20 protein-coding genes are annotated in these 20,094 nt (G+C 71.6%); 6 read left to right on the plus strand and 14 right to left on the minus strand.

Going from position 1 to position 20,094, the window contains the following annotated elements:
- The 5 genes from AC156L_RS16580 to AC156L_RS16600 form a co-directional block, all read right to left on the minus strand.
- A complete protein-coding gene (locus AC156L_RS16580; protein ID WP_259629824.1) occupies positions 1–552 on the minus strand; it encodes a NuoB/complex I 20 kDa subunit family protein in 552 nt (183 codons plus the stop codon).
- A gap of 21 nt (positions 553–573) precedes the next feature.
- The gene (locus tag AC156L_RS16585) at positions 574–939 is read right to left on the minus strand and encodes an NADH-quinone oxidoreductase subunit A (RefSeq protein ID WP_106187047.1); all 366 of its coding nucleotides are present in this window, start codon (positions 937–939) and stop codon (positions 574–576) included.
- Between the two features lie 510 nt (positions 940–1,449).
- The gene (locus AC156L_RS16590) at positions 1,450–2,745 is read right to left on the minus strand and encodes a geranylgeranyl reductase family protein (protein WP_330881170.1); all 1,296 of its coding nucleotides are present in this window, start codon (positions 2,743–2,745) and stop codon (positions 1,450–1,452) included.
- 71 nt (positions 2,746–2,816) lie between these two features.
- Positions 2,817–3,506: a demethylmenaquinone methyltransferase gene (locus tag AC156L_RS16595; protein WP_330881172.1), complete on the minus strand. Its 690-nt coding sequence runs from the start codon at positions 3,504–3,506 to the stop codon at positions 2,817–2,819.
- 58 nt (positions 3,507–3,564) lie between these two features.
- A complete protein-coding gene (locus tag AC156L_RS16600; protein ID WP_330881174.1) occupies positions 3,565–4,665 on the minus strand; it encodes a glycosyltransferase family 4 protein in 1,101 nt (366 codons plus the stop codon).
- Positions 4,666–4,819: 154 nt separating this feature from the next.
- Here AC156L_RS16600 and AC156L_RS16605 point away from each other — a divergent pair, with 154 nt between their 5' ends.
- Positions 4,820–5,638, plus strand: coding sequence for an inositol monophosphatase family protein (locus tag AC156L_RS16605; protein WP_330881176.1), 819 nt, complete (start codon positions 4,820–4,822; stop codon positions 5,636–5,638).
- Here AC156L_RS16605 and AC156L_RS16610 read toward each other — a convergent pair.
- From AC156L_RS16610 to AC156L_RS16640, 7 genes are read right to left on the minus strand one after another with little or no spacing between them, the layout of a single operon-like run.
- A complete protein-coding gene (locus AC156L_RS16610) occupies positions 5,635–6,258 on the minus strand; it encodes a hypothetical protein (RefSeq protein WP_330881178.1) in 624 nt (207 codons plus the stop codon). The genes AC156L_RS16605 and AC156L_RS16610 overlap by 4 nt on opposite strands.
- 37 nt (positions 6,259–6,295) lie before the next feature.
- A complete protein-coding gene (paaE, locus tag AC156L_RS16615) occupies positions 6,296–7,357 on the minus strand; it encodes a 1,2-phenylacetyl-CoA epoxidase subunit PaaE (RefSeq protein WP_330881180.1) in 1,062 nt (353 codons plus the stop codon).
- Positions 7,357–7,848: a 1,2-phenylacetyl-CoA epoxidase subunit PaaD gene (gene paaD / locus AC156L_RS16620; protein WP_414720102.1), complete on the minus strand. Its 492-nt coding sequence runs from the start codon at positions 7,846–7,848 to the stop codon at positions 7,357–7,359. The genes paaE and paaD overlap by 1 nt, the downstream gene beginning before the upstream one ends.
- Positions 7,845–8,735 carry a 1,2-phenylacetyl-CoA epoxidase subunit PaaC gene (gene paaC / locus AC156L_RS16625; protein ID WP_484406991.1) on the minus strand — a complete coding sequence of 297 codons (891 nt, stop codon included), beginning with the start codon at positions 8,733–8,735 and terminating at the stop codon, positions 7,845–7,847. Before paaC ends, paaD begins: the two co-directional genes overlap by 4 nt.
- A 31-nt stretch (positions 8,736–8,766) precedes the next feature.
- Positions 8,767–9,051, minus strand: coding sequence for a 1,2-phenylacetyl-CoA epoxidase subunit PaaB (gene paaB, locus AC156L_RS16630; protein ID WP_330881186.1), 285 nt, complete (start codon positions 9,049–9,051; stop codon positions 8,767–8,769).
- Positions 9,048–9,989 (minus strand): 1,2-phenylacetyl-CoA epoxidase subunit PaaA, encoded by a 942-nt coding sequence (paaA, locus tag AC156L_RS16635; RefSeq protein WP_330881188.1) that lies wholly within the window; start codon positions 9,987–9,989, stop codon positions 9,048–9,050. Before paaA ends, paaB begins: the two co-directional genes overlap by 4 nt.
- Before the next feature lie 42 nt (positions 9,990–10,031).
- Positions 10,032–10,487 (minus strand): DUF3592 domain-containing protein, encoded by a 456-nt coding sequence (locus AC156L_RS16640; RefSeq protein WP_330881190.1) that lies wholly within the window; start codon positions 10,485–10,487, stop codon positions 10,032–10,034.
- A gap of 62 nt (positions 10,488–10,549) precedes the next feature.
- Between AC156L_RS16640 and AC156L_RS16645 the strand changes: the two genes are divergently transcribed.
- Complete coding sequence (locus AC156L_RS16645) at positions 10,550–11,779, plus strand: isochorismate synthase (RefSeq protein WP_330881192.1); 1,230 nt, start codon at positions 10,550–10,552, stop codon at positions 11,777–11,779.
- A 67-nt stretch (positions 11,780–11,846) separates the two neighbouring features.
- Here AC156L_RS16645 and AC156L_RS16650 read toward each other — a convergent pair whose 3' ends face one another.
- Both AC156L_RS16650 and menD read right to left on the minus strand, forming a co-directional pair.
- On the minus strand, positions 11,847–13,349 hold the full coding sequence (locus AC156L_RS16650; RefSeq protein ID WP_330881194.1) for a M1 family metallopeptidase: 1,503 nt from the start codon (positions 13,347–13,349) through the stop codon (positions 11,847–11,849).
- Positions 13,350–13,401: 52 nt separating this feature from the next.
- Positions 13,402–15,045, minus strand: a complete 1,644-nt coding sequence (gene menD, locus AC156L_RS16655) for a 2-succinyl-5-enolpyruvyl-6-hydroxy-3-cyclohexene-1-carboxylic-acid synthase (RefSeq protein WP_330881196.1) — start codon at positions 15,043–15,045, stop codon at positions 13,402–13,404.
- A 171-nt stretch (positions 15,046–15,216) separates the two neighbouring features.
- Between menD and AC156L_RS16660 the strand changes: the two genes are divergently transcribed.
- The 4 genes from AC156L_RS16660 (at position 15,217) to AC156L_RS16675 (ending at position 20,065) form a co-directional block, all read left to right on the plus strand.
- Positions 15,217–16,131 carry a 1,4-dihydroxy-2-naphthoyl-CoA synthase gene (locus AC156L_RS16660; protein ID WP_330881198.1) on the plus strand — a complete coding sequence of 305 codons (915 nt, stop codon included), beginning with the start codon at positions 15,217–15,219 and terminating at the stop codon, positions 16,129–16,131.
- Positions 16,132–17,142: 1,011 nt separating this feature from the next.
- Positions 17,143–18,237 (plus strand): o-succinylbenzoate--CoA ligase, encoded by a 1,095-nt coding sequence (menE, locus tag AC156L_RS16665; protein WP_330881269.1) that lies wholly within the window; start codon positions 17,143–17,145, stop codon positions 18,235–18,237.
- 42 nt (positions 18,238–18,279) lie between these two features.
- Positions 18,280–19,026 carry a hypothetical protein gene (locus AC156L_RS16670; protein ID WP_330881200.1) on the plus strand — a complete coding sequence of 249 codons (747 nt, stop codon included), beginning with the start codon at positions 18,280–18,282 and terminating at the stop codon, positions 19,024–19,026.
- 166 nt (positions 19,027–19,192) lie between these two features.
- Positions 19,193–20,065, plus strand: a complete 873-nt coding sequence (locus AC156L_RS16675; protein ID WP_330881202.1) for a 1,4-dihydroxy-2-naphthoate polyprenyltransferase — start codon at positions 19,193–19,195, stop codon at positions 20,063–20,065.
- The last annotated feature ends 29 nt before the right edge of the window (positions 20,066–20,094 follow it).

The following is a 20,094-nucleotide window of genomic DNA, read 5'->3' on the forward strand; positions in this document are numbered from 1 at the left end:
TCACTTCTTCTTCGCGAAACGCTCGGACGACGGCATGAGGTCCGTGGCGTAGCCGCTCTCCAGGAGGGCGGCCGCACGGGCCGCGCCCAGCGGCTCGTCCATGATCTTGGCGTGGATCTTGAGGATCGCGTCGATCAGCATCTCCGGCCGCGGCGGGCAGCCCGGCAGGTACATGTCGACCGGGACCACGTGGTCCACGCCCTGCACGACGGCGTAGTTGTTGAACATGCCGCCGGTCGACGCGCAGACGCCCATCGCGAGCACCCAGCGGGGCTCCGGCATCTGGTCGTAGATCTGCCGCAGCACCGGCGCCATCTTGTTGGTCACGCGACCCGCCACGATCATCAGGTCGGCCTGGCGCGGCGAGGCACGGAAGACCTCCATGCCGAAGCGGGCGAGGTCGTAGCGCGGCCCACCCGTCGTCATCATCTCGATCGCGCAGCAGGCCAGCCCGAAGGTGGCAGGCCACAGCGAGGACTTGCGGGTCCAGTTGACCAGCTTCTCCACGCTGGTCAGCAGGATGCCGTTCGGGAGCTTCTCCTCGAGGCCCATGACTGTCGCCTTCCCCGGTGCTTAGTTCCAGTCGAGGCCGCCGCGACGCCACACGTAGGCGTACGCGAAGCCGACTGTCGCGACGAACAGGGCGATCTCCACCAGCCCGAAGAGGCCGAGCTTGTCCGCGGAGACCGCGAACGGGTAGAGGAACACCATTTCGATGTCGAACAGGATGAAGAGCATGGCCGTCAGGTAGTAGGCGACCGGCATGCGGCCACCGCCCACGATCGGGGCCGGTGAGGGCTCGATGCCGCACTCGTAGGCGTCGAGCTTGGCCCGGTTGTAGCGCCGCGGCCCGATGTACGGCGCGGCCGTCACCGAGAACAGCGCGAACGCGCCGGCAAGTAGGAACATGAATACGAGGGGGAGGTAGGGCTGAAGCACTCTCCGTCGTCCTTTCCTCGCTGTCGCGACACGAGCGAGCCGCTGACCGATCCGCACCCTAAGGGGTGTTCTTGCCCGACTTACCGGTAAGGCACACCTAACAATCCGAGGTCAGCTTGTGAAACAGTTCACAAGCTTGCTCGGGGTCTTGTGAAGTGATTCACAAGACCATCGGCCAGTGTAGAACGTCACACAGAGGTGTCACAGGCACCCCCTCGCAGGGCGCTGACCTGGGCCGGGAGACCTCCTGAGACGCCGGGGCGCACGGCGGGGCGCAACCCGCGAAATGACTGCGACACACGGGTGACGCATTTCCGTGAGTTAGGCATGCCTAAGTCTCAGGTTAGGACTACCTAAGTTTGCGCTATTCGGAGGTATTTCCCGCGACCCCGGCCGCAAAAGCCCAGGTGAACAGCGAGGGAAAGGTGCCGGACCGAGACGGTGGCTTCGGGCTGCACAGAGTGAAGGGCCGGACCGGTGGTCACCGGTCCGGCCCTTCGACAGCGGGTGCTAGGCGCTCGGCGCGAGCTTCGTGGCCGCCGTGATGATGCGGTCGAACGAGTCGCCGTCCTTCGGGTCGTACAGACCGGCGAGGAGCTTGAGGACGAGCTTCATCAGCGTCTTGCGCGGCATGCCGTACTTGGTGGCCGTGCGCATGATCGTCGGGTTGCCGATCAGCTTGCTGAAGATGTTGCCCAGCCGGTAGTAGCTGCCGAGCGACTGCTCGATGCGCGCCGGGTAGCCCGCGAGCGCGTGCTCGCGGCTGAGCCCGGCGGGGCGGGCGAGGGCCTGCACGACGGTCTCGGCCGCGATGCGGGCCGACTCCATCGCGTAACCGATGCCCTCGCCGTTGAACGGGTTCACCATGCCGCCCGCGTCGCCGACGAGCAGCAGGCCGTTGCTGTAGTGCGGCTTGCGGTTGAAGCCCATGGGGAGCGCGGCGCCGCCGATCTTGCTGGTGGCGTTCTCCTCGCGGAAGCCCCACTCCTCGGGCGTGCCGTCGAGCCAGCTCTTCAGCAGCGCGCGGTAGTCGGTCGTGCCGTACGCCTTCGACGTGCTGAGGATGCCGAGGCCGACGTTGACGCTGCCGTCGCCCATGCCGAAGATCCAGCCGTAGCCGGGCAGCAGCTGGGGGTTGGCCGGGTCGCTGCGGTCCCACAGCTCCAGGTGCGACTCCAGGTAGTCGTCCTTGGTGCGCGGGCTCGCGTAGTAGCGGCGCACCGCGACGCCCATCGGCCGGTCGTCGCGCTTCTCGATGCCCGCGCTCAGCGCCAGCCGGGCGCTCACGCCGTCGCACGCCAGGATGAGCGGTGCGCGGTAGGTGACCTGCGTCTTCTCCGGGCCGACCTTCGCGGTGACGCCGACGACCCTGCCGGTGCGCTCGTCCTTCAGTGCACCCGTGACGGTGGTCAGCTCGTGCAGCCGGGCTCCCGCGGCCTTGGCCGTGTTCGCCAGCATCTCGTCGAAGTCCTGCCGGGGCCGCACCACGCCGTAGGGCGGGAACGAGGCCAGGTCCGGCCAGTCCAGCTCCATCGTCACGCCGCCGCCGACGACGCGCAGGCCCTTGTTGTGCAGCCAGCCCGCCTCTTCGCGGGTGTCGATCCCGAGGTCGATGAGCTGCTTCACGCCGCGGGGCGTGAGGCCGTCCCCGCAGACCTTCTCGCGGGGGAAGCTGCTCTTCTCCAGCAGCAGCACGTCCAGGCCCGCGCGTGCCAGGTAGGTCGCGGCCGTGGAGCCCGCGGGCCCCGCCCCGACCACGATCACCTCGGCGTCCTCGCCTGCCTGACGGCGGCTGGGAGTAGTCATCCCGACTCCTTGTGCATCAGTTCACAAACTCCTGTGAGTCTAACCGTGACCTGCTGAGAGGCGCCGGTCCGTCACTCGGGCTTGGTGGCCCGGTGCAGCGCGACCATGCCCCCGGTCAGGTTGAACCAGGCCACGTCGTCCCAGCCGGCCTCGGAGATCAGCTCCCCCAGCGCGCGCTGGTCGGGCCACGCGCGCATCGACTCGGCGAGGTACTGGTAGGCCTCCGGGTTCGACGACACGACCCGGCCGATCAGCGGCAGCAGGCGCAGGAGGTACCGCATGTAGACGAAGCGGAACGGCCGGAGCGTGGGCGTCGACACCTCGCAGATGACGAGCCTGCCGCCGGGGCGCACGACGCGGGCCATCTCCCGCAGGGCGGCGACCGTGTCGGTGAAGTTGCGCAGCCCGAACGAGACCGTGGCGGCGTCGAACACGCCGTCGGCGAACGGCAGGTGCAGCGCGTCGGCCGCGACCTTCGGCACGGGCCGGTGCGCGCCGCCCTGGAGCATCCCGAGCGAGAAGTCCGCGGCCACGCACCAGGCGCCGGAGGAGGCGTACTCCACGGTGGACACGGCGGTGCCCGCGGCGAGGTCGAGGACCTTCTCACCGGGTCGCGCGTCGAGCACCCGGCGGCTCCACTCCCGCCAGCGGCGGTCGAACCCGAGTGTCATCACCGAGTTCGTGCGGTCGTACCCGTTGGCCACGCCGTCGAACATCTCGGCCACTTCGCGCGGGTTCTTGTCCAGACCTGCTCGCGACATGCCAGAAGGGTATGTGACGCCCGGCCACCGCCACCCGGACCCCACGCCCCCGCGGACGTCACGCCGCCCGCCGCACCTCGACGCCCGCCACGGCCCGGTAGTGCCCCAGGAGCTCCCCGCACAGCACCGGCCACGTCCGCCCCCGGACCGACGCCCGAGCGGCCTGTCCGAACCGGCGGCGGCGCACCGGGTCCCGCAGCGCCTCCACCGCGGCCCGCAGGTCCGACGGCTCGCCGGACACCAGGTACCCGGTGCGCCCCGGCTCGACCAGGTCCCTCGGTCCGCCCGCGTCCGGGGCCACCACGGGGACCCCGCTGGCGAGCGCCTCCTGCACGGCCTGGCAGAACGTCTCGTGCGGTCCCGTGTGGACGAAGACGTCCAGGCTGGCGCAGGCCTCGGCGAGGTCGACCCCGGTCCGGAAGCCGAGGAAGGCCGCCCCCGGCAGCGCCCTCCTCAGCGCGGCCTCGTCGGGTCCGCTCCCCACCACCACGACCCGCACGCCCGGCACGCCGTCGAGCGCCGCGAGCCGCTCCACCTCCTTCTCCGGCGACAACCGGCCCACGTAGCCCACGAGCAGCTCACCGGCGGGGGCCAGCGCCCGCCGCAGCGCGTGGTCGCGCCGCTCGGGCCGGAACAGCTCCACGTCCACACCGCGGCCCCACCGGTGCACCCGCGGCACCCCGTGCGACTCCAGCGCCTCCACCGCCCAGGTCGACGGCGCCAGCGTCCGGTCGGCCAGCGAGTGCAGCCGCCGCGTCCACCGCCACGCGGCCCGCGCGGTGAGGCCGAGCCCGTAGCTGCCCGCGAACCCGGCCACGTCCGTCTGGTAGACGGCGACGGTCGGCAGCCCCAGCCGCCGGGCCGCCTGCACGCCGCGGGCCCCCAGCACGAACGGCGAGGCCAGGTGCACCACGTCGGGCCGGAACTCGGCCAGCGCCGTCAGCACCCTGCGGGTCGGCACGCCCACCGGCAGCGAACTGACCCTCGGCAGGTCCACGGCCGGGACGCGCACGACGGGTGTCCCCCGGTAGCTGTCGTCACCCGCCCCCGGCGCGATCACCAGCGCCGGACCCGGCAGGTTCTCCAGGACGCGGAGGACGGAGTTGGTGACCCCGTTGACGCGGGGCAGGAAGCTCTCGGTGACGATCGCTACGCGCACCGGCCCACCGTGGCGGGCCAACACCACCGGGGCGTGTCACGGCGGGGAACGCCCGCCGAACGTCTCCCGACGCGGACACCGTTGACCAGGTGATCGTCGTCCGGCCACCTGGTGGACGCGTGTCGGACATCCGCGGGGCCGAAACTAGCTCGGCATGACCGTCTTGTCGTCCAGGCCCGCCCAGCCCGTCGATCCCGCGCTCGTGTCGATCGCGCTGGAGGTCGCGGGGCGCCTCGCGAACGACGCCTCCGACGTGATCACGGCCACCGCCGGGCGGGGTGCGCGACCGGACGACGACGAGTCGCCCTTCGACTGGGTGACCGACACCGACCACACCCTCGAACGGCACACCCGACGCGTGCTGACCTCGGAGTTCCCGAGGATCCCGGTGTTCTGCGAGAACGTGGACGTGCCCTTCGAGGCGGAGTTCCGCTGGGTCGTGGACCCGATCGACGGGACCGCCAACTACGTGGCCGGGGTGCCGTGGTGCGCCTACAGCCTGGCGCTGGTGGACCGGTGGGGGCCGGTCGTCGGGGTGGTCGCCGACCCCTACCGGTCGCAGATCTACGCGGCGGCGCGCGGTCGGGGGATGCGCGCCAACGGGGAGCCCGTGAAGCTGGGCACCCAGTCCACCAGTCCGATCGTGTGCACCGAGATGACCCGCAGCGGGCCGTGGCCGGGGATGGGCGAGTTCATCACCCGCGCGGCCTCGTCGGGCACCGGCGTGCGGGTGCTGGGGTCGAAGGCGCTGGCCGTGGCGCAGGTGGCGCTGGGGCACGCCGCCGCGGCGGTGCTGCACGGGTACCACGAGTGGGACGTGGCAGGCGCCGTGGCGCTGGCCGTGGAGTCCGGGGCCGCCGTGCTGGACCGGCGCGGCGAGGGTGACCCGCTGCCGGTGGACGGGCTGCTGGTCGCCGCGCCCGAGGTGGCGGACGAGGTGCTCGGCTGGTGGCAGGCCGCCCTGCGGCCCTAGGCCCCCAGGCTGGGGAGCTGCTGCTCCAGGAACTCCAGGTCCGTGCGGGCGCGGTCCAGTTCGGGTCGGTCGAACATCTTCAGCGCCACCCGGCCCACCTCGGCCTCGAACGCCGCGAAGTCGCGGGCCGCCGCGAAGAGCCGCTGGGACGCCGGGTGGTTCTCCTCGACGGCGCCCATCGCCCTGGCCAGCCGGGCGATGCCCCGGACGTCGTCCAGCTCGGCCTCGAACTGGGCCGCGATCCGGGACATCCACTCCTTCGCCGGTGACTCGGGGACCGTGTCCACCACGGCGAGCACGCGGCGCACGGACTCCTCGCAGCGGGCCACCACCTTCGACCACTGGTCGGCCGGGGTGGCGGGCACGTAGAGGGGGCGCGGCTGCGGCGGAGGTGGCGGGGGCGGCAGGAGGACCCGCTGGTTGGACCTGCGGATGCTGCCCACCAGCAGGCCGAGCAGCGTGCCGGGGATGCCGCCCAGCGGGACCGAGACGATCAGCGCGGCCACCAGGGAGGCGACGACGCTCCCGCTCTCGTTCGACGGCGCGACCAGCATGAGGGTGAACAGCGTGAACATCACCGCGATGCCGATCGCCAGCCCACCGAGCACCGATCTCGCCATGACTCCCATCTCCCGATACTGCCACGTGAGACGGGAGTCAGGCGTCGAAATCGACCGTGACCCCGGTCGTGGTCGGCGTGGCCTGGCAGGTGAGGACGAAGCCGGCCTCCACCTCGCGTGGCTCCAGGGCGTAGTTGCGGCGCATCTCGACCTCGCCGTCCACGACGAGAGCGCGGCACGTGCCGCAGACGCCGCCCTTGCAGGCGAACGGGAGGTCGGAGCGGACGCGCTGGGCCGCGTCCAGGATGGCCACGTCCGGCGGCACGGGCACGGTGGTCACGCGGCCGTCCAGGATGACGGTGACCTCGGCCGCCTCCGCGAGCACGGCAGTGTCCTCCGCCCTGCGCGGGGCGGGCGGGGGCTCGTCGACGTAGAACAGCTCGTGGTGGACCCGCTCCGGCCCGACACCGCGCTCGGCGAGCACGGCCCTGGCGTCCTGGACCATCTCGTACGGGCCGCAGAGCCACCAGTGGTCGACGTCGGCGGCGGGCACGACCGTGCCGAACAGGGCGCGGAGCTTGTCCGCGTCCAGCCTGCCGGTGAACAGCTCCACGTCGCGCGGCTCGCGGGACAGGACGTGGACGAGCTGGAGCCTGGCCCGGTGGCGGTCCTTCAGGTCGGCCAGCTCCTCCGCGAACATCACGGTGTCGGTGCGGCGGTTGCCGTACAGCAGCGTCACGCGCGCGCCGCCCGCCAGGACCGTGGCGGCGATCGACAGCGCGGGCGTGATGCCCGAGCCCGCCACGACGAACGCGTGGTGCTCACCACCGTCCGGCGTGAAGGTCCCCTGCGGCGGCAGGACCTCCAGGACGTCACCCGCGCGCAGCTCGTCGACGAGGTGGCCGGAGAAGAGGCCGCCCTCGACGCGGCGGACCCCGATGCGCGGCGCGGAGCCGACGGCGGCGCAGATCGAGTACGAGCGGCGCTCGTCGCCGCGCTTGATCGTCAGGTACTGGCCCGCGGTGAACGCGAACTCCTCCGCCAGCTCGGCGGGGACGGCGAAGGTGACGGCGACGGCGTCGTCGCACAGCCGGTCGACGGCGGCCACGGTCAGCGCGTGGAACGTCGTGCGGCGGCGGGTGGGCGCGGAGGCCGTCACTAGATCTCCTTGACGTGCTCGAAGGGTTCGGCGCAGTCCTCGCAGCGGCGCAGCGCCTTGCAGGCCGTGGAGCCGAACCGGGACAGCTCGGTGGTGCGCGGCGACCCGCAGCGGGGGCACGGCACGCGCCGCGACGGCGGCGTGAGGTTGAGCGGCACGGGGCCCGCGACCTTCGGCCCGATGCGGTTCGGCGGGGCGATGCCGTGCTCGGTGAGCTTGCGGCGGCCGTCGTCGCTGATCCAGTCCGTCGTCCACGCCGGGTGCAGCGAGGTGCGCACCTCGACCTCGGCGTACCCGGCGCTGGTCAGGGCCCGGCGCAGGTCGGCGCCCATCTCGTCGATCGCCGGGCAGCCCGAGTAGGTCGGCGTGATGGTGACGAGCACGCGGCCGTCGGACTCCGACACGTCGCGCAGCACACCCAGGTCGGCCAGCGTCAGCACCGGCAGCTCCGGGTCGCGGACCTGCTCGGCGATCTCCCTGGCCGTGGTCACCACACCGCTCCCGGCAGCGACCGGTGCAGGTGCTGCATCTCGGCGACCAGGAAGCCCATGGCCTCGGTGTGCACGCCGTCGCGGCCCGCCCGTCCGGCGACGAACGCCGCCGGGACCGGCTCGGGCCTGGCCAGCCCCGCCGCCCCGAACACGGCGTCCAGCACACCGTCCACTTCGGACCGCAGCTCGCCGGGGTCGACGGCAACCCCGGCCAGCCGCGCCTCGACGGCGTTGGTGTGGAACAGCTCGTCGACGAACGGCCACACGCGGGCGACGGCCGCGACCATCCGGCGGTGCGACTCCTCGGTGCCGTCACCGAGCCGCACGGCCCACTGGGCGGCGTGGTCGCGGTGGTAGGCCAGTTCCTTGAGGCCCTTGGCGGCGACGGCCGCGAGCACCGGGTCCGCGCTGCCGCGCAGCCGGGAGAACTGGGCGACCTTCCACGACGAGAACACCAGCAGCCGCACGACGGTCGTGGCGAAGTCGCCGCCGGGCCCTGGGCCGCAGTCGATCTCGGCGAGGTGCACGTTGCGGAACTCGCGCTCGTCGCGCAGGTACGCCAGCGCGTCCTCGTCGCGGCCCTCGCCCTCGACCTCGCCCGCGCGGGTGAGCAGCAGGCGGGCCTGGCCGAGCAGGTCCAGCGCGATGTTGGCCAGCGCGATGTCCTCCTCCAGCTCCGGCGCGCGCGAGCACCACTCGGCCAGGCGCTGGGAGAGGACCAGGGCGTCATCGCCGAGCATCAGGCAGTAGGCGACGAGGTCGGCGCGGTCGACGGTGGCCGGGACCTCGCGGTCCACGCCCTCCAGCGGCGCGCTGAAGCCGGTGCCGAAGGCCCAGTGCGAGTCCTCGTGGTCGATCAGGGACTCGTAGGCGTTGTCGAAGCTCATGGCGCCTCCTCCACGGCGAGAGCGGCGGGGCTCACAGGTGCGGCACGTCGTCGGGGATGGCGTAGAACGTGGGGTGCCGGTAGACCTTGTCGCCGCTGGGCGCGAAGAACGGGTCCTTCTCGTCCGGCGAGGACGCGGTGATGGCCTCGGCGGGCACCACCCAGATCGACACGCCCTCGTTGCGCCGGGTGTAGACGTCGCGCGCGTTGCGGACGGCCATCTCGGCGTCCGGCGCGTGCAGCGACCCGACGTGCACGTGGTTCAGCCCGCGCTTGCCGCGCACGAAGACCTCCCACAGCGGCCACGACGCGCTCATGCCACACCCTCCTGCGCCTGACGGGCCTTGGCGGCGTGCGCCGCGGCGGCCTCCCGGACCCACGCGCCGTCCTCGTGCGCCTTGCGGCGGTGGGCGACGCGCTGGCTGTTGCACGGCCCGTGACCGCCGACGACCTGCCAGAACTCGTCCCAGTCCGGCTGGCCGAAGTCGTGGTGCCCGCGCTCGTCGTTCCACTTCAGCTCGGGGTCGGGGAACGTGACGCCGAGCTTCGCCGCCTGCGGCACCGACATGTCCACGTACTTCTGCCGCAGCTCGTCGTTGGTGTTGCGCTTGATCCGCCACGCCATCGACTGCTCGGTGTTGGAGCTCTCGGAATCGGGCGGGCCGAACATCATCAGCGACGGCCACCACCAGCGGTCGACCGCGTCCTGCACCATGTCGCGCTGCGCCCGCGTTCCCCGCATCATGGTCATCAGCAGTTCGTAGCCCTGCCGCTGGTGGAAGGACTCCTCCTTGCAGATGCGGATCATGGCCCGCGCGTACGGGCCGTACGAGGTGCGGCACAGCGGCACCTGGTTGCAGATGGCCGCGCCGTCGACCAGCCAGCCGATCACACCCATGTCCGCGAACGTCAGCGTCGGGTAGTTGAAGATCGAGGAGTACTTCTGCTTGCCGTCGACCAGCTTCTCGGTCAGCTCACCGCGGTCCGCGCCGAGCGTCTCGGTCGCGGCGTAGAGGTACAGCCCGTGACCGGCCTCGTCCTGCACCTTCGCCAGCAGGATGGCCTTGCGGCGCAACGAGGGCGCGCGGCTGATCCAGTTGCCCTCCGGCTGCATCCCGATGATCTCGGAGTGCGCGTGCTGGGCGATCTGCCGGATCAGCGTCTTGCGGTAGCCGTCCGGCATCCAGTCGCGGGGTTCGATCCGCGCTTCGGACGCCACCGCGTGCTCGAAGCGCGCCACCAGGTCATCCACCATGTGGACGATGTTACACCTGAACGACCGTTTCGGGAGAAACTGTCACAAATGGCGGAGCCCTCTCCGGGTGAACCACATCGCCGGGATCAGCACGGCCCACACGACCAGCAGGAACGTCGAGACGGGCAGCACCGCGAGCGAGGCGTCCCGGCCCCAGACCCGAGCCAGCTCGGTGTTCGTCGTGTCGTACTCGATGCGCACGAGCTGACCGACCTCCAGCCCCTCGGGGTACAGCACGCCCTGCGACGGGCTCTGCACCTTGCCGTCGGGGGTCCCGAACCTGATCACCGTGCGGTTGAAGGCGACGGACACCACCTCCGCGGTGGCGTTGCCGAGGTTCGCCTCGATGGACCGGTCGTCGGTCCAGACCGCGGCCATCAGCAGGACCGCCACGAGGGTCACCACCCCGCCGACCACCAGCAACGCACGGGCGACGCCCCGCCGGACCCGGACCCCGAGGGGAGCCCGCTGACTGGTCTGCACTGCGTCTTCCACCACAGCTGAGGAGTCTAGAGCCGCCTGGAGGAGGAATCTCAGGAGTGAGTCCATACCCTCGAAGCGTGACCACCGCACCAGCGTCGCGAACCCGACAACGTCTGCGCGTCCGCACCGCGCGTGCGACGGGTGAGGACCTGCTCGCCAGGCTCCCCCGCCCGGACAACGCGCTCGCCTGGGTCAGGGACGGATCAGGCCTGGTGGGATGGGGTGAGGCGGCGCGGTTCGAGGCGTCCGGCCCCGACCGGTTCGCCGAAGCCGACCGCTGGTGGCGGGACTTCACGGCCGCGGTGGACGTCCAGGACGAGGTCGGCCAGCCCGGCTGCGGGCCGGTCGCGTTCGTGAGCATGGCGTTCGCCGACGAACCCGGCCACTCCGTCCTGGTGGTGCCCGAGGTCGTGCTCGGCACCCGCGACGGGCGCAGCTGGGTCACCACGATCGGCCACGCGACCCCGTCCGACGTCACCCCGGTCCGCAGGCCGTCCACGGTCCGCTACTCCGACGGGCAGCTCTCGGTCACCGACTACCGCGGGGCCGTCGCGACGGCCGTGGCGCGGATGCGCGACAGCGAACTGGACAAGGTGGTGCTCGCGCACGACCTGCTGGCCGTCGCGGACGTGCCGATCGACCACCGGTTCGTGCTGGAGGGCCTGGCCAGGCGCTACCCGGAGTGCTGGGTCTACGCCGTGGACGGCCTGCTCGGCGCCACCCCGGAGCTGCTGCTGCGGCGCACCGGCGAACTGGTCGACTCGCGGGTGCTCGCGGGCACGACGTGGCCGCACGACGGCATGTCCGACGAGGAGCTGGAGGCGGCGCTGCTGTCGTCGGCGAAGAACCTGGAGGAGCACGACTACGCGATCCGCTCGCTCGCGGACACGTTGAAGCCGTTCTGCACGACCATGTCCGTGGAAGGCCCGTCGGTGCTGCGGCTGCCGAACGTGTCGCACCTGTCCAGCGACGTGATCGGCACGCTGAGCGGTTCGCCGTCGCTGCTGCGGCTCGGCGAGGCGCTGCACCCGACGGCCGCGGTCGGCGGCACGCCCCGCGCCGAAGCGATCCGCGTCATCGAGGAGCTGGAGGGCATGGACCGCGGCCGGTACGCCGGCCCGGTCGGCTGGATCGACGGCAACGGCGACGGCGAACTCGGCATCGCGCTGCGGTGCGCCAGGGTGGAGGGCAACACGGCCCGGCTGTTCGCGGGCTGCGGGCTCGTGGCGGAGTCCGATCCGGACAGCGAGGTGTGCGAGGCGCACGCCAAGATGCGGCCGATGCGGGACGCGCTCGAAGGCCGCTAGACCCGACGAGACCGCCGTGGCGCTCGGTGGGGCGCCCCTCTCGCGCGGAGGGGCGCCCCACCCGGCCTCAGCGCTCGCCCGCCGCGAGCAGCTCGTGCGTCTCCTTGATCTTCTGCCGCGACTTGGGCTCCGCGGTGGGGGCCTTCCTCGCGGCCACGGCGGCGTCGGCGCCGGGCGCCGTCGCGGGCTTGCCCTTGGTGAACAGCCACGTCGTGAACAGGTCGTCCAGCTGCTTGCCGGACACCTCCTCCGCCAGCGCGGTGAACTGGTCGATCGACGCGTCGCCGTACTCGTGCTGCTTCGTCCACTTCCGCAGCGTCGTGAAGAACGCGTCGTCACCCACGGCCGACCGCAGCGCGTGCAGCGTGAGCGCCCCGCGGTCGTACACGGCGCCGTCGAACTGGTTCGCCGCACCGGGATCGCCGGGCAGGACGTCCCAGAAGTCCGAGTCGGCCGGGTAGGACTCGTAGGTGAAGTCCGAGTTCTCCTGCGCGGTGCCCTCGCCGACGTGCTCCGACCACAGCCACTCGGCGTAGCTCGCGAAGCCCTCGTTCAGCCAGATGTCCTTCCAGCCGTGCACCGACACCGAGTCGCCGAACCACTGGTGGGCCAACTCGTGCGCGACGACGTAGGTGTTCGTGCCGCGGCGGAAGAACGCGGTGTCGTAGTTGGGCCGGGTCTGGTTCTCCAGCGCGAAGCCGATGCCGCCGGTGACCACACCGCCCTGCGCCTCGAACGGGTACGGGCCGAAGAAGTCGTCCTCGAAGTCGATGACCTCCGACGTCCGCTCGACGCTCGCCTTGGCGGCGCCCTCGAACTCGCCGAGGCCCTCCGCGTAGGCGTTCACCACGGGCAGGCCGCTCGGGGACGTCGACTGGCGGACCTCGAACTGGCCGATCGACACGAACGTCGAGTAGGTGTTCTGCGGCTTGGTGCTCCGCCAGTTCCAGCGCGTCCAGCCGTTGATCTGCTTCGTCGTGCCGGTGAGCCTGCCGTTGGAGATCACCTCGACGCCGTCCGGCACGGCCACCGAGACGTCGAACGTGGCCTTGTCGGTCGGGTGGTTGTTGCTCGGGTACCACCACGGCGCGATGTCGGGCTCGTCGATCGCGAGCGCACCGGTCGGCGTCCTCTTCCACGCCGTGTAGCCGTCGACGGACTTCGTGGACGGCTTGTCGTCGTAGGTGACGACCACGGTGACGTCGCCGCCCTTGGCGAGGGTGCCCCTCGGGTCGACGACCAGCTCACCGCCGTCCTGGGTGAACGACGCGACCCTGTTGTTCACCCGCACCGTCCTGACCTTGAGCAGGAAATCGAGGTTGAACCGCGAGAGGTCCTGCGTCGCTTTCGCCAGAATCGTCGTGGTGCCGGACAGGGTGTCGTTCGACGGCTGGTAGTTCAGCCGGATGTCGTAGTGGGAGACGTCGTAGCCACCGTTTCCCGAGTTCGGGTAGTACGGATCACCGATACCGGGTGCTCCAGGCGCCGCGGCGGCGCCTGCGGGGCCCGCGAGCAGCGCGAGCGCGCAGGCCGTCGCCGCCCCGACCGTGATCTTCGCTCTGATGGACATGGCTGGAAACTAGCCAGGTCTCCCTGACGCGAACACCCCCGTACGTAGGCTCCTACGACCTGGAACCCGTTGACACGGCAAGGCGCAGTGCGGCGTGCAAATCGCGCAATCCGGAACGATTCGCACGAATCTCCACAACCGTGATCCCGGAGGGCTGCGCGAGCGCGTCGCGGAATTGCTCCGCCGATTCCGCCAGCACGTGCGGCACCCGGTAACCGGCGCACAGCGCGGCCAGGTCGGCGCCGTGCGGGGTGCCGAAGACCCGCTCGAACGACGGCGCGAACTCGCGGGCGCCCTGCTCCAGGAGCGAGAAGATCCCGCCGCCGTCGTCGTTGAGCACGACGATCGTCAGGTCCGGCCGCGCCTCGTCCGGACCGATCAGCAGGCCGTTGAGGTCGTGCAGGAACGTCAGGTCGCCGACGAGCGCGAACCCCGGCCCCTCGGCGAGCGCCAGGCCGATCGCGGTCGACAGGCTGCCGTCGATGCCCGCGCCGCCCCGGTTGGCGTGCACCACGAGGTCGGCGCGCGGGTGGGCGACCAGGTCCACGTCGCGCACCGGGTTCGACGACCCGAGGAACAGCATCGAGCCCCACGGCAGCGCCGCGACCATCTCGCGGGCCACGTGCAGCCCGGTCGGCCACGGCACGTCGTGCAGCACCTCCTCGACGAGCCCGGCGGCCGCCTTGTCCGCGTCCTGCCAGGCCGCGAGCCACGAGGGGTCGACCTCCAGCTCACCCGCCTCCAGGTCGGTGGAGGTGTGCGTCGCGGCGAACGACGGGTCCGGCCAGTCCAGGTCCGGCGTGAGCACGTGCACGACCGGCGTCCGCGCGATGAGCTTGAGCACCCCGCGCGACAGCGTCGCCCGGCCCACGACCAGCACCGCGGTCGGCCGCAGCTCGGACGGCAGCTCACCCGAGTTCAGCAGCAGCGTCCCGTGCCGCAGCACCGGGCCGTCCGAGCCCGCCGTCGGCTCCGCGACGATCGGCCACCCCGCGTGCCACGCCAGCTCGGCGGTCTCCCCGACCAGCGAGTCGCCGACCACGACCAGCGTGCGCGGCCCGAGGTGCTCGACCGTCGAGACGGACCTGGTGGTGCGCGGCTCGACGCGCGTCCACGGCACGTCGAAGTGCCTGCCGTCCAGCGCCTCCGGCCAGTCGCCCTCGTGGTCGGGCACCAGGGGCTCGCGCAGCGGCACGTTGACGTGCACCGGCCTGCCCGACCTGGCCGTCGAGACCGCCCGGCACACCAGCGACCGCCACATCGCGTTCTGCCCGGCCCGCCGCTCGGCCACCGGGAAGTGCAGGGTGTCCGCCGCCGCGCCGAAGATCCCGTGCTGGTCGACGGTCTGGCTCGCGCCCGTCCGGTACAGCTCGACCGGCCGGTCCGCCGTGATCACCAGCAGCCCCGTGCCCGAGTGCCTGGCCTCCAGCACCGCGGGGTGCAGGTTCGCGACGGCCGTGCCGGACGTGCAGACCACCGCCGTGATCCCGTCCGCCTTCGCCAGGCCCAGCGCCAGGAACCCGGCGCCGCGCTCGTCGACGCGCACGTGCAGCGTCAACCGCCCGTCGACCTCCGCCTCGTGCAGCGCGAAGGACAGGGGCGCGTTGCGCGAGCCGGGGCTCAGGACGACGTGCCGCACGCCGTTGCGGACGAGCTCGTCGACGAACACCAGGGCTTGCGCGGTGGACGGGTTCACGGCCCCATTCTCCCCCAGCGCACGATGGGGTGATTCCCCTTGCGCATTCGAACACGTGTTCTAAGTTCAACCCATGAACTACACCATCGGAGTGATCCTGATCATGACCGTCCCGGGGGCCCACCTGCCTGCGGTTCGAGCGCCGCACCGGGTCCCCTTATTGTCGCGGGCGTGGCAGACCAGGAAATCTCCGAGTTGTTCGACGCGTCCCGGTGGAAGCCGATCCCCGGCTTCGACTCCCTCACGGACATCACCTACCACCGCGCGGTGGACCAGGGCACGGTGCGGATCGCGTTCAACCGGCCCGAGGTGCGCAACGCCTTCCGCCCGCACACGGTCGACGAGCTGCACCGGGCGCTGGACCACGCCCGCATGTCGTCCGACGTGGGCTGCGTCCTGCTCACCGGCAACGGCCCGTCCCCCCGCGACGGCGGCTGGGCGTTCTGCTCCGGCGGCGACCAGCGCATCCGCGGCCGGTCGGGATACCAGTACGCCGCGGGGGAGACCGCGGACACGGTCGACCCGGCCCGAGCGGGGCGGCTGCACATCCTGGAGTGCCAGCGCCTGATCCGGTTCATGCCGAAGGTCGTCATCGCCGTCGTGCCCGGCTGGGCGGCGGGCGGCGGCCACAGCCTGCACGTCGTGTGCGACCTCACCATCGCGAGCGCCGAGCACGCGAAGTTCAAGCAGACCGACGCCGACGTCGGCAGCTTCGACGGCGGCTACGGCTCGGCGTACCTGGCCCGCCAGGTCGGCCAGAAGTTCGCGCGCGAGATCTTCTTCCTCGGCCGCACCTACGGCGCGGCCGAGATGCAGCGGATGGGAGCGGTGAACGAGGTCGTCCCGCACGCCGAACTGGAGAACACGGCGTTGCAGTGGGCACGGGAGATCAACGGCAAGTCCCCCACGGCCCAGCGGATGCTGAAGTACTCGTTCAACCTCATCGACGACGGCTTGGTGGGCCAGCAGATCTTCGCGGGCGAGACGACCAGGCTGGCGTACATGACGGACGAGGCTGTGGAGGGCCGCGACGCGTTCCTGGAGAAGCGGGCGCCGGACTGGTCCGATTTCCCGTACTACTTCTGAAACCGGCACGCACCCCAGACGCGCGCTGCGCCCAACCAGTCCGGCCTCTTTTCGAAACCCCGCCCAGACCTTGTCCGAGGCCTGTCCGGGCTCGGTCCGGGCTCGGCCCAGGCTCGGTCCGGGCTCGGTCCGGGCTCGGTCCGGGCTCGGTCTGGGCCCCAAGGCTTATCCGGTCCGTCGAAGGCTCGGCCGGGTCCGCCCAAGGCTCATCCGGGTCCGTCGAAGGCTCGTCCAGGGCTCGTCCGAGGCCGCCCAGGTCCTGCGGGGCGCGTCCAGGTCCGTGGAAGGCTCATTCGAGCCTGTCCAGGGCGCGTTCGGGTCCGTCCAGGGCTTGTCCGGGTCTGTCAAAGGCCCGCCCAGGACTCGTTCGGGTCCGTCGAAGGCTCGTTCAGGGCTGGTCCGGGGCAGCCCAGGTCCGTGCGGGGCTCGGGGTGCTTCGGACGCAGCCAGCCACAGACACCGGGTTACTTCAGCGATGGGACGGCTTCCACAACCAGCGGCCTCACAACCAGCGGCCTCCACAGCCAGCGGCTTCGGGCGCAGCCGATCTCAGGCGGGGCTGCCTGCGCAACCAGGCTGCTCTGTGGTCAGGGCTGGCGCGGTGGCCTCCAGGGTTGAGGCGGTCCAAGCTCGGGACACCTCAACCACAGCCCTGACCTCGGGCATCGAAGTGCTCCCAGGGCGACAGACAGCCACCGAGTCGCCACCACGGTCGAAGCGGTCCTAACCCGCCTCGGACACCGAGACCACATCCGCCCCGTTCTCCGGCAGCAAAACGGCTCGGCCGCGACACTGCCCCGAGGCCAACCTCTTCTCTACCCCAATCACAACTCCACCACCTCCCTCAAGCTCTCCGCCTTCCCAGGCCCATCCCTCACCGCCCCACCTCCCCACCGCAAGCCTGCTCAGCCACGACACCCCCTCCTTCCCGCCCACCACCTCCCCAACACGAGCCTGACCACCTGCAACCGCCCCCACTCCCCCAACCAGCTGGGAAAACTGATGGCCGACATGGTCGAGGCAGTCCCTGTCTCGTTCGAAGCGCTCGAACTGATCCCACCCCTGCGGGCGGCCTTGGACGGCACGGGACCCGCCGTGGTGCCGGTACCGGTCGGACAGGTCGTGGCGCCCGTTCCGCTGGACGGCTGGGAGCGGGAGACGGCGTTGGTGATCACCACCTCCGGGTCGACCGGTGTACCGAAGTCGGTGTTGCTGTCGGCGTCGGCGCTCCGGGCGTCCGCCGAGGCGACGCACGCTCGGTTGGGCGGGCCGGGGCGGTGGTTGTTGGCGTTGCCCGCGACGCACATCGCGGGTGTGCAGGTGCTGGTTCGGTCGCTGGTGGCGGGGACGTCGCCCGCCGTGCTGGATCTCGCGCCGGGGTTTCGGGCTGAGCGGTTCGCCGAGGTCGCGCGGCCGTTGTTGGCGACGTCGGGGCCGCACTACACGGCGTTGGTGCCCACCCAACTGGCTCGGCTGGTGGCCGAGGACGTGTCGGTGTTGAAGGAGTTCGACGGTGTGCTGCTCGGTGGTGCGGCGACACCGAGACCGCTGCTGGACGCGGCGTTGGCGGCCGGGGTGCGGGTCGTGACCACGTACGGGATGAGCGAGACCGCCGGTGGGTGCGTGTACGACGGGGTGCCGCTCGACGGGGTTGAGGTGAGGCTCGTCGACGGGCGGATCGAGGTGGCCGGGCCGACGTTGGCGTTGGGGTACCGGGGGGAGCGGTTCGCTGACGGGTGGTTCCGGACCGGTGATCTCGGGCGGTTCCGGGTGGACGGGACGCTGGAGGTGCTGGGGCGGGCGGACGACGTGATCGTCACCGGTGGCGAGAAGGTGCCCCCGGTGCTGGTGGAACGGGCTCTGGCGGGTGTGCCGGGAGTGCGGGAGGTGTGCGTGGTCGGGGTGCCGGACCCCGAGTGGGGGCAGGTGGTCGTGGCCGCGGTGGTTGCCGGTGGGGTGGCGCCGTCCGAGGAGGTGTTGCGGGAGGTCGTGCGAGCGGCCGTCGGACGGGCGGCCGTGCCCAAGCGCGTGCTGTTCCTGCCGGAACTGCCCACGCGTGGTCCTGGAAAGGTCGACCGCGCCGCGGTGGCCCGCTCGTTCGGGTGACTCCGCCTGCGCGGGCGGTCGGGCCCCGCTTGGCTCTGGCGAATGACGAGACGCCTGCTGGTGATCATCGTGGTGCTGCTGGCCGTGGCACAGGTCATTCCCGCGCAGGCCGCGACCGCGGCGAGCCTGCACCGGGTCTACGCCACTCGTGAAGGTCTGGTCGGCGGCACCACGGCGAACGGTCACGTGATCAAGGACCGCGACCACTTCGTCGCCCTGCCGTCGCGGCGGGGACTGGCCGGGCGCGACTCGGGCGACCGCACCGTGCGCGTGTGCGCGAACAACGGCCGCTGCGAGTGGGCACCGGTCTGGGACGTCGGGCCGTGGAACGTGAAGGACGACTACTGGAACGACAGCCGGGAGATGTGGACCGACCTGCCCGTCGGGAAGCCTCAGGCGCAGGCGGCCTTCGAGGACGGTCACAACGGTGGGAAGGACCAGTTCGGGCGCAAGGTCGGGAACCCGGCGGCGATCGACCTGGCCGACGGCACGTTCTGGGACGGGCTGCGGTTGACGACCAACTCGTGGGTCACGGTGCAGTTCCTGTGGACCGGATCGGCGCCGCACGGGACCGTGCGCGCGCTGTCGGTGGTGCGCAACGCGCCCCGCGACTCCGCGACCGAGGTGGGGTTGGCGGCCCCGTACGCGCGGGTGCCGCTGGCGTGTTCCGTGGACGGTGAGAGCGCCACGGGTACCGAGGGGACGTCGACCACCTGGTACCGGCTGTCGACCGGCAAGTACCTGGGTGCCGCGCACATCGCCGGAGCACCGGCCGTGGACGCGTGCTGACACGGGTTCGCCGCACGACGGACCGCGCCGCTCCTCGCGGGTGGCCGCCGTGCGGTTCGTGGGGGCCCAGGCAGTGAGGAGGTCGTGCGCGGGGGACGGTGGTGGGGAGCGTGCGATGTGGTCCCCCGTCCGCAGTGGTCAGAGGGTCATGGCCGAAGATGACCCCATGGCCACAGTCACCCAGTGGGTTGAGGGAACTCGTCCGCGCACACTGCCCAACTCGATCGCTCCGGTGCTGGTCGGCGCGGGCGCCGCGCAGAACATCGACGCGTTCTCGCTCCCCATGTCGCTGCTGGCGCTGGTGGTGTCCATCGCGTTGCAGATCGGGGTGAACTTCGCCAACGACTACTCCGACGGCATCCGCGGGACGGACGACCACCGGGTCGGGCCGTTCCGGCTGGTCGGGTCGGGTGCGGCTGACCCGAAGACGGTGCGGAACGCGGCGTTCGCGTGCCTCGGCGTCGCGTCGCTCGCGGGGATCGTGCTGATCGCGATGTCCGGGTACTGGTGGCTCGTGGCGTTCGGGGTGCTGTGCATCGCGGGTGCCTGGTTCTACACCGGCGGGTCGAAGCCGTACGGGTACTCCGGGTTCGGGGAAGTGGCGGTGTTCCTGTTCTTCGGGCCCGCCGGGGTGCTGGGCACGCTGTTCGTGCAGACCGGTGAGGTGACCGGGATCGGCATCGGGGCCGCTGTGGCGGTCGGGTGCTTCTCGACGGCGGTGCTGGTGGCGAACAACCTGCGGGACATCCCGACCGACACGAAGTCGGGGAAGCGGACGCTGGCCGTCCTCCTCGGCGACAAGGACACCCGGCGGCTCTACCTGGCGCTGGTGGTGGCGCCGTTCCTCATCACGCTGGTGATCGGCGTCCGCGTGCCGGGCACGCTGCTCGGGCTGCTGGCGCTGCCGCTCGCCGTGCTCGGTGCTCGGCGGGTGGTGCGGGGGATGACCGGTCTGCACCTGATCCCGGTGCTGCGGGACACGGGTCTGGCGATGCTGCTGTGGGCCGCCGTGGTCGGTGGCGCGCTGATGGTGAGCTGATCCGCCTACCGTCCCGAGGCCGGGTGAGG

The sequence above is a fragment of the Umezawaea sp. genome, assembly GCF_057122925.1.